The following is a 3,629-nucleotide window of genomic DNA, read 5'->3' as shown; positions in this document are numbered from 1 at the left end:
TCGCAGCCTGCGGCAGCTCCTACACACCTTCAAAACCCACCTAGACTCAAACTATCCCTTTCGACAAGGCAGTCGCCATGATCACGTTGTCCTCCTTCCACGCCATGCTGATTCCGATTCTTATCGGGATGTTCATGCTGGCAATCGGCTTCAATTTTCGTGATAAAAACGCCGGTGTATTCACCATGTGGCTCGGCATGCTGCTGATCCTCGCGACGGTGATTTTCAAGATCCTCGCCAAACTCAACGAATAAAACCTCACCCTGTCTCGCATTGATTTTGCCGGGCTCGTACACTCGGGCGACCCGCTCACTTCGAGGTTGACTGCCTAGTGTTCGCTCGTCTTTTCGCCCTGCCCTGTTTGTTCCTTGTCTGCCTGATAACGCTGCTGCCGCTGGCGCCAGCCCAGGCGGCCGGTTTGCCGAGCCTGCTCAACAGTTCGGCGAAAACCCAGCCGGAGGCACAGGAGCCCTTGGGGCAATCTCTGGACGAAGTGATCAAATCCCTGGAAAACGACCAGCAACGAAGCAAGTTGCTGGCGGACCTGAAAAAACTTCGCGACGCCACGAAAAAGGCCCAACCGGTCACCGAAGAGGGCGTTCTGGGTCTGATCGGCGGCACCCTGGCCAGTTTCGAAAAACAGTTCTCCGGCCTCGACAGTCCGCTGACACGCTGGTCCAACGAGTTTGATCTGGCCAAGGACGAACTGACCGCACTGGTGCTGCCGGCCAACGAATGGCTGCCTATCATCTTTGCTTTCGCCATGATCTTGATGGTCTGGAGCTTGCTGGCCGCAGCGCTGATCTGGGTCAGTCACCGGGTGCGCATGCGTTTCGGTCTGACCGAAGAACTGCCGCAACACCCCAAGGCCCTGGACATGCTGCGCTTCGCCTTGCGCAAACTGGGGCCATGGTTGATCGCCCTGGTCATCACGGTGTACATGAGCTACGCCCTGCCTTCGTCATTGGGCAAAAGCCTGGCCATGGTGCTCGCCTATGCGCTGGTGGTCGGGACCTGTTTCTCTGCAATCTGCGTGATTGCATTTTCCCTGCTCGACGGTCCGCACCGCCACCGCGCCTTATACATTCTGCGGCATCAGGCATTTCGACCGCTGTGGCTGATCGGAAGCTTCGCCGCGTTCGGTGAAGCGCTCAATGATCCACGTCTGACCAACAGCCTCGGCATGCATCTGGCGCACACCGCCGCGACGGTGGCCAACGTATTGGCGGCGCTGTCCACGGGGTTGTTCATTTTGCGATTCCGTCGCCCGATTGCGCACTTGATCCGCAACCAGCCACTGTCCCGACGCCTGACCCGCCGCGCCCTGAGCGACACCATCGAAATCCTCGGCACGTTCTGGTTTGTCCCGGCGCTGGTATTGGTGGGTATTTCACTGTTTGCCACATTCGTTTCCGCCGGCGATACCAGCACCGCGTTACGTCAGTCGCTCATCTGCACCGTGCTGCTGGTGCTGTGCATGGTCATCAACGGGCTGGTTCGCCGCCACGCCCTCAAGCCACAACGCGGCGTGAAGCGCCACGCGCTGTATTCCGAACGCCTCAAGAGTTTCTTCTACACCCTCGCCCATCTGCTGGTATGGCTGGCGTTCATCGAACTCGGCCTACGAGTCTGGGGCATGTCGCTGATTGCCTTCACGGAAGGCGAAGGCCATGAAGTCAGCGTCAAGCTGTTCAGCCTCGCCGGTACGTTGATTTTTGCCTGGCTGATCTGGATTCTCAGCGACACCGCTGTGCATCACGCCCTCACCCGCTCGCGCAAAGGCCTGGCCAACGCTCGCGCGCAAACGATGATGCCGCTGATCCGCAACGTCCTGTTCGTGGCAATCTTCATCATCGCGCTGATCGTCGCCCTGGCGAACATGGGCATGAACGTCACGCCACTGCTGGCCGGTGCCGGTGTGATTGGTCTGGCCATCGGTTTTGGCGCGCAGTCATTGGTGGCAGACCTGATCACCGGGCTCTTCATCATCATCGAAGACTCCCTGGCCATCGACGACTACGTGGACGTCGGCGGCCATCTCGGCACGGTCGAAGGCCTGACCATCCGCACCGTGCGCCTGCGGGACATCGATGGCATCGTCCATACCATCCCCTTCAGTGAAATCAAAAGCATCAAGAACTACTCCCGGGAATTCGGCTACGCCATATTCCGGGTCGCGGTGCCGGCCAACATGGACATCGACAATGCCATCAAACTGATGCGCGATGTCGGCCAGAAAATGCGTACCGACCCACTGCAACGGCGCAATATCTGGTCGCCGCTGGAATTCCAAGGGGTGGAAAGCTTCGAGTCCGGCAACGCGATCCTTCGCGCGCGGTTCAAGACAGCACCGATCAAACAGTGGGAAGTGTCCCGGGCGTTCAATCTTTCGCTGAAACGGCATATGGATGAGGCGGGGCTGGATCTGGCAATGCCGCGCATGAGCGTGCAAGTCATCACAGCCGGCGGCGGCCCGGATCAGACGACATCCACCCCGACATGAATCGCATCATGGCGCCAAAACTCTAGGTCGCAATCGATCAATCGCTCATGTTGGTCATAATTGACCCGGGCAATACGCAAGCCCGGGCTCCCCACCGATACCCGTAAGGCCGCCGCCGCATCCACCGACAAAGCTGTCGGTACGATCTCGAACCGCACCCGCCCGTAATGCAGATCGTAATGCCGCGCGTACAGCTCGGTGATCGACTGATTCAAATCGAAATCCAGGATCCCCGGGAAATATTGCGGGTTCAGGTAGTGCTCCACGTACAACACCAATCGCCCGTCAATGCGTCGCGAACGGCAGATCTGAATCACACTGGACAATGCCGGCAACTGCAACCAGGCGCAGACTGCCGCCGACGCCGGCTGCAATCGTGCCGAAATCACCTCGGTGGATGGCACTCGCCCCTGGGCGCTGACCATCGCGTGAAAGTGGCTGCGCTGCATCAGGTTGTAGGCCAGGCGCGGCGGCGACACGAACCAGCCACGGCGCTCTTCGCGATAAATCTGCCCTTGGGCCTCCAACTGCAACAACGCCTCACGCACAGTGATTCGTGTGGTGCCAAACAATTCACTGAGCTTTCGCTCAGCAGGCAGCTTGCTCCCGGGCGCCAGCAACCCATGGTCAAGCTGTTCCTGCAGCACCTGGCCAATGGCTGTCACCGCTTTTGTTGCCTCATCACGCATCAACGTTACCTATCTGGACTAGACCAGCGCTGTTTCGGGGCAGAACCGCAGGGTAGATCGGCTCAATCAACGTCCTGCAAGCGTAGGCAGTGCAGATGACTGAGAGATGACAAATGTTCGAACGGTCACTTTGGCAGTCATATAAAACCTGTGAACCAGATCGACCAAGTCCTTGTGTAGCGGGCCTTTGCCCATGGTCTACGCTTACCGTGCAGCCGTCGATACCGGACAAGTAAAAGTCCTGCCGGGCGATGAACGACATCAAAGTGTCATCCAGCCCCCTTAGATTGGCTCAGGTATTGCTGACCTAGACCAACACAAACCGCAATCGCAGCGTTGAACACGACCCAAGGAGCTTCGGAATGAAACAGTTTTTCCTGGCATCACTGTTAGGCTCGACCATTGCCATGTGCACCGCCGCCATGGCGGCTGATGAT

The 3,629-nt window shown here is 58.5% G+C and carries 3 protein-coding genes; 2 read left to right on the top strand and 1 reads right to left on the bottom strand.

All coding sequences use genetic code 11. From position 1 onward, the window contains the following. Positions 1 to 77 precede the first annotated feature (77 nt). On the top strand, positions 78 to 254 hold the full coding sequence (locus ACRESJ_RS16195) for a hypothetical protein (protein WP_431758801.1): 177 nt from the start codon (positions 78 to 80) through the stop codon (positions 252 to 254). 77 nt (positions 255 to 331) lie between these two features. Next, on the top strand, positions 332 to 2,503 hold the full coding sequence (locus ACRESJ_RS16190) for a mechanosensitive ion channel family protein (protein ID WP_431758800.1): 2,172 nt from the start codon (positions 332 to 334) through the stop codon (positions 2,501 to 2,503). On the opposite strand, the gene ACRESJ_RS16185 is transcribed toward ACRESJ_RS16190, so the two are convergent. Beyond that, positions 2,479 to 3,192, bottom strand: a complete 714-nt coding sequence (locus tag ACRESJ_RS16185) for a UTRA domain-containing protein (protein ID WP_137808238.1) — start codon at positions 3,190 to 3,192, stop codon at positions 2,479 to 2,481. The two genes, ACRESJ_RS16190 and ACRESJ_RS16185, sit on opposite strands and share 25 nt — an antisense overlap. Between the last annotated feature and the right edge of the window lie 437 nt (positions 3,193 to 3,629).

The sequence above is a fragment of the Pseudomonas sp. genome (assembly GCF_050739655.1).
Taxonomy (GTDB): domain Bacteria; phylum Pseudomonadota; class Gammaproteobacteria; order Pseudomonadales; family Pseudomonadaceae; genus Aquipseudomonas.
The sequence above is the reverse complement of the archived record's forward strand: the minus strand, read 5'-3'. Positions and strand labels throughout refer to the sequence as shown.